Here is a 4,681-nt window from a genome sequence, read left to right on the forward strand (position 1 = left end):
CCGTCCGCTGCCTGCCCTTACACCTCCGCGGTCATGCCCCGCACACGAAGAAGTCCCTGTTCATCGAACAGGGACTCCCTTTGCCACAACGCACTAAGAGCCTAATTCCTGATAGACCCTTTCTGGGGGCGGCCATGGTCGATGTTCCTCTCATAAGTCCCATCTGACCCTCTGTCAGCACACTCCGCATCTCGGGGTGCCTCTGTGTCTTGTCAAGTCGACTGAGATGACTGGTGTTTGGACCTGCGTTCGTCGGCGATCATCACGCGCCACACGTGGTCGGCGAGACGGCGCTTCAGGCAGCGTTTGGCTTCCCTGGGTGTCTTTCATTCCGAGAGTTTCCGCTGGTAGTAGGCGTGCCCAGGGGAATTCGGCATTCTGATCTGGACGACCGCGATGGTGTGGAGCACGGAGTTGAGCTGACGGTCACCGGAGCGTGAGAGCCGGTGCCGTGCCTTGTCCGCGCTGGCGATCTCGATCGGGGCGGCACCGGTGTAGTTCGCGAACGCTGCGGCGGTGGCGAACCGGCTGGCGCGTCCGACGCGGCCGACGAGCCGCGCCGCCAGCACCGGCCCGACGCCGGGCGTGTTCGTCAGCGTGCTGCCCGAGGACCCGACGAGTTCCTCCATGTGCGCGGCGTTCTCGGCCAGTCGTTTGTCCAGCGCGCGGATCTCCATGACCAGGTCGCGGGCAAGGTGCTTGCGGACCTGCTCGACGTCACCGGCAGGGCGAACCGTGCGCAGCAGCGCGGCGGCCTGGTCCGCCGACAGGTGAGGCGGAGCCCCGCCGGGCAGCAGATCACGCAGCACTGCGTGCAGCTGGTTGACGGTGCGGACCCGGGCCTGGGCTAGGTTGACACGTCGCTCGTCGAGCAAGGCCAGGGCCGTGGTGTGGCCTTCCGCCTCCACTTCGCGGCCGTCCCCGTGCACGTAGGCCGTAGCCGCGGCGGCGGCGTCGATCCGGTCGTTCTTGCGGCCGCCGCCACGTGTGAGCCGACGGATGCGGCTGGTCGCCGAGGGTGGAACGTCGGCGACGCTCTCCCCGCGGGCGATGAGCCACTGGGCCAGGTGGCGGCCGAGCCCGTTGGCGTTCTCCACCACCCACGTGCGCTGCGGCCAGTGGCGGGCCCAGGTCAGGAGCCGCCGGTACTCCGCCAGGGTGGCTTCGATCCTCAGCGAACCCGTCTGCTGATTCGAGACAGGGTCGACGGCGGTAGCAGTGTGAGTGGACTTGTGCGGGTCAACGCCGAGCAGTATCACGGGAGTTCGTTCCTCACGGCCGGAAGACGGGACGTCCACGGCCGACACGCCGACTTCGGGAACCGCTGGTCGGGACACGCCTCTGTTGAGTCAGACCGTGGCCGGACACCGGGCCGGCGGCACACCCCGAGCGGGCCAGCCCCAAGGGGCGGCAGGAACCTCACGAGCCATCCAACCCAGCGTCCTACGGCACGCTACGAGCGGCCAACCCGACCGCGCACCGCTACAGCCAATACAAGTCGGAACCTCAGCTGGTCGCCTCGCAGGCAGCCTTGAAGGGCGCGGTTCGCCCTCGGTTGCTGGTATCGCGGTGTGGAATCTGGCCCCGTGGCGGGGTCCGGGCGTGGTGTGCGGCGGCGGTGTGGGCGGCAGTCCGTATTCCGGGTGGAAGCCCGTGCCGGGGAGCTGGGTTAACCGTGCACACCTTGGGGCTGCTTCTGCGCGGACGTCATCTTGTGAGGTGGCGGCGCCGTCGGCCCGGGGCGTAGGGAGTGTCCGGGAGCCGCGACGCGGCAGGATCCCTCAGGCGAGGTCGTCGGCGGCAGTTTTGCACGAGGCTGCCTGCGTCGGGGGAAGGTAGTGCGAGACGCGCACAAGGACAGCACCGGAGATGTAGTCGTACTCCGAGAGCGTGGGCAGGGACTGCGTTATGGCCTGGATGTACTTCGCGCGGGCTTGTGCGTCTTCTGCATTAGCGAAGACCTCGATGGCGTCGCCTCGTTCGACGTCGTCCTTGTCGGTTCCCTCGACGTCGCTGGGCTTGATGCGGCCGTCCGGGAAAGTGATCTTCGACGTGTACTGGTGCGGTCGGCCGAGGAGGTGGTTGGGATCGTCGGCGGCTGTCACTGTGCCCGTCAGGTGTGCGGAGCTGATTTGGGCAGAGATCTGCGTGAACACATCTCCGGCATCAAGCTTTCGCGCCGCCTGTGACATGGGGCTGGCGGGCTTACCCGCGGCGCCGGTTGCCTCGGTAGGGGCGTCGGCGTCGCTGCACCCGGCGAGGGGGAGGAGCACGGCGGTAGCCGGGACGGCGGCGGAGATCCATCTCATGTCATGATCGTGAACTTAAGGTGAACATTATGGAATAGATGTGATTACTTCGTGATTGTTCGAGGGGGGTGCGCACCCTCAAGATCCAATCTGTGGGCCCGCCGGTCCCCGTACGTTCCGAGCGCAGAGAGGGCTGGCAGCGGGGCTGAGTCCGGGGTCAGGCCGCTGGCGGCTGGCTGGAGGGGGCGGCGCAGGCCTCGAAGGCCGGCGGCTGGCTCGAACGCTGGCGTAGCTGACCTGAATAAGCCTCCCGGCGGCGCGCGGGCTTGCCCAGGACCTCCTGGGCAAGCCCGCGTTGTCGGCGGCGGCTGCAAGGTTGGAGGCCATGGACAGCGACGATGAGCAGCTGCTGCGCGGCCCACGAACGGAAGGGGCGGCCACCATCCGGTGACCGCCCCGCACGGAGACTCCGTACCATCGTCGCCCCGTCAGGACGGCGGTGTCTCCCGGACCATGAGCGGGCCGACGATCGCGTCCAGCTCCGTGTCCGTGAGGGGGCCGCCGGTGCCCAGGCCCTCCCAGCGTTCCATTTCCCGGAGGCGTTCCACCGGGACGTGGTAGGCGCTGAAGAAGTGGACCATGAGCTGGAAGACCTTGAAGTCGTCCCCCATCTCACGCATCACCCAGCGCGCGGCCTCGGAGGCCGGCCGGCCTTCCTCGCCGAGCCGGCGCAGTCCGGCCACGATCGCCGTTCGGTTGGTCACTTGCTGAATACCACCTTCGCCGCTGTGTACTCGGCGGGCGAGCCGACGGTCTCCTCGATGGTCACCTTGGTGAAGCCGTACTTTACGGCCATCTTTCCGGTGAACGTCGCGCGGGCGGCGTCCGCCGGGGAGAGCATGTACTGGATGCCAGCGTTGAAGCTGTCGAGATTGTCGCGCAGATCCCCGCCGTTCCAGGTACCCCGTACTCCTTCGGCGTCCTTGGCCAGGGCGTTCATGGCGTTGGTGAACATCTCGCCGCCGGTGGGGGCCGTCGCCTCCGTGCCGTCCTTGACGACCTCGACGGCGGTGTTGAGGATGCCATCCTTGTCGATGGAGGCGAGGATCGCGGTGCCGTTCTCGTACAGCTCGGAGTACTCGCCGCAGGTGTTGTGCACCAGCACGTCGAGGTCGGTGGCGTAGTAGGTGTGGTCAGTCTCGACCTCGAAGTTGAACACCCGGGCCGGGCCCGGCAGTTCGGAGACGTCGCTCACGGCGACCGTCGTACCGTCCCGCTTCTCCAGCAGATCGCCCGGCCTGAGGTCGCCCGCGTCGACCCAGCCCTTCCCCTCGACCTGGAACGGGTGCCCCGCGGTCGCCCGGACTTCGCGGCCGCCGGCGGCGATCTTCACCAGGCCGTTGGCGGTGTGTTGGAAGAGCCGGGTGACCCGGCGCAGGGTCTGCTTGCCCGTCACCGGGTCGGCGGCCCAGACCCGGTCCCCGACCTTGATGTCCTCGATCTTCTTGGTGCCGTCGGCCGTGGCGATGGGTGTACCAGCAGGGAAGCACTGCCCGGTGGCGGCAGCGGCTTTACTGACAGCTGCGCCAGTCCCCACTACGGCGCTTCCGCCGGATGCGCTGCCGGTCGCTATTTCCGCGATTTCCGCGGCGCATACCGGGGCTGTGGCCAGGCATCCCAGGGCGGGGCCGACGGTGATCGGGGCGGTTACCACGAGCGTAGCTACGGCTGTGATGAGGCCCAGTGTGACCTTCTGCCAGGTTGCGAGTTTTCCTGCGTCCGGAATGTCGTTGGCGCTGGGGTCATACTGCGGGTTCGTGCCCATGGCCCAGCAGGCGTGGCACTGGCCGTCGTTCTGTTTGGGCTTCGGATTCGGCCCCTTCTTGAAGACCACCTGTGCCGACTTGACGCCTCCGTCCGTGCGGACGGTGACGGTCATGGTGCCGCTTCCTGGCCGATGAAGCGCGCGGTGCGAGGGCCCTGATGGCAGATCGGACCGTGTGTCGGATCTGCCGGGACAACCACTGGTGGAGTGTTCGGCAAGAAGCGCGGCCAGGTCGGGAGAGCCGGCCCGCCGGTGCACGACGACCTGGTCCGCCGCTATTTCACCGCGATTGGCCCGAACCGCTTGTGGCTCGCCGACATCACCGAACATGCCACCAGAGAGGGGAAGTTGTGCCTCTGCGCGATCAAGGGCGTCTTCGGCAACAGGATCGTGGGCTACTCAATCGACGCGCCGATGAAGTCCCGCCTGGTCGTGACCGCCCTGCGCAACGCCGTGGTCCGGCGCGGACATGTCGACGGATGTGTCCTACATAGCGATCGCCGATCGCAGAGCTGGCCCCGGAAATTCGTCTGGGCGCTCGACCCGCCTCTATTGGCCGGATCGATGGGGAGAGTCGGTGCGGTCAGCGACAACGCAAGCGGGCCCC

5 protein-coding genes are annotated in these 4,681 nt (G+C 67.5%); 1 reads left to right on the forward strand and 4 read right to left on the reverse strand.

Annotation, left to right across the window (positions count from 1 at the left end; genetic code table 11):
• Positions 1–326 precede the first annotated feature (326 nt).
• The 4 genes from ABT085_RS43940 to ABT085_RS43955 all read right to left on the reverse strand — a co-directional run bounded on the left by ABT085_RS43940 (position 327) and on the right by ABT085_RS43955 (position 4,188).
• The gene (locus tag ABT085_RS43940) at positions 327–1,259 is read right to left on the reverse strand and encodes an IS110 family RNA-guided transposase (RefSeq protein WP_351622116.1); all 933 of its coding nucleotides are present in this window, start codon (positions 1,257–1,259) and stop codon (positions 327–329) included.
• A gap of 522 nt (positions 1,260–1,781) precedes the next feature.
• Positions 1,782–2,309, reverse strand: coding sequence for a hypothetical protein (locus ABT085_RS43945; protein WP_351622119.1), 528 nt, complete (start codon positions 2,307–2,309; stop codon positions 1,782–1,784).
• Positions 2,310–2,737: 428 nt separating this feature from the next.
• Positions 2,738–3,013, reverse strand: coding sequence for a hypothetical protein (locus ABT085_RS43950; RefSeq protein ID WP_351622122.1), 276 nt, complete (start codon positions 3,011–3,013; stop codon positions 2,738–2,740).
• Positions 3,010–4,188 carry a Hint domain-containing protein gene (locus ABT085_RS43955; protein ID WP_351622125.1) on the reverse strand — a complete coding sequence of 393 codons (1,179 nt, stop codon included), beginning with the start codon at positions 4,186–4,188 and terminating at the stop codon, positions 3,010–3,012. The genes ABT085_RS43950 and ABT085_RS43955 overlap by 4 nt, the downstream gene beginning before the upstream one ends.
• 93 nt (positions 4,189–4,281) lie before the next feature.
• On the opposite strand from ABT085_RS43955, the gene ABT085_RS43960 reads away from it, so the two are divergent.
• On the forward strand, positions 4,282–4,681 hold a 400-nt coding region (locus tag ABT085_RS43960; RefSeq protein WP_502982976.1), incomplete at its 3' end, for a DDE-type integrase/transposase/recombinase.

Source organism: Streptomyces sp. NPDC002265, from assembly GCF_040296125.1.
Lineage (GTDB): Bacteria > Actinomycetota > Actinomycetes > Streptomycetales > Streptomycetaceae > Streptomyces.

Bases quoted from the DNA above. Each gene is read 5' to 3' on its own strand.
- ABT085_RS43945 (WP_351622119.1), bottom strand. From the start codon at position 2,309: ATGAGATGGATCTCCGCCGCCGTCCCGGCTACCGCCGTGCTCCTCCCC.
- ABT085_RS43955 (WP_351622125.1), bottom strand. From the start codon at position 4,188: ATGACCGTCACCGTCCGCACGGACGGAGGCGTCAAGTCGGCACAGGTG.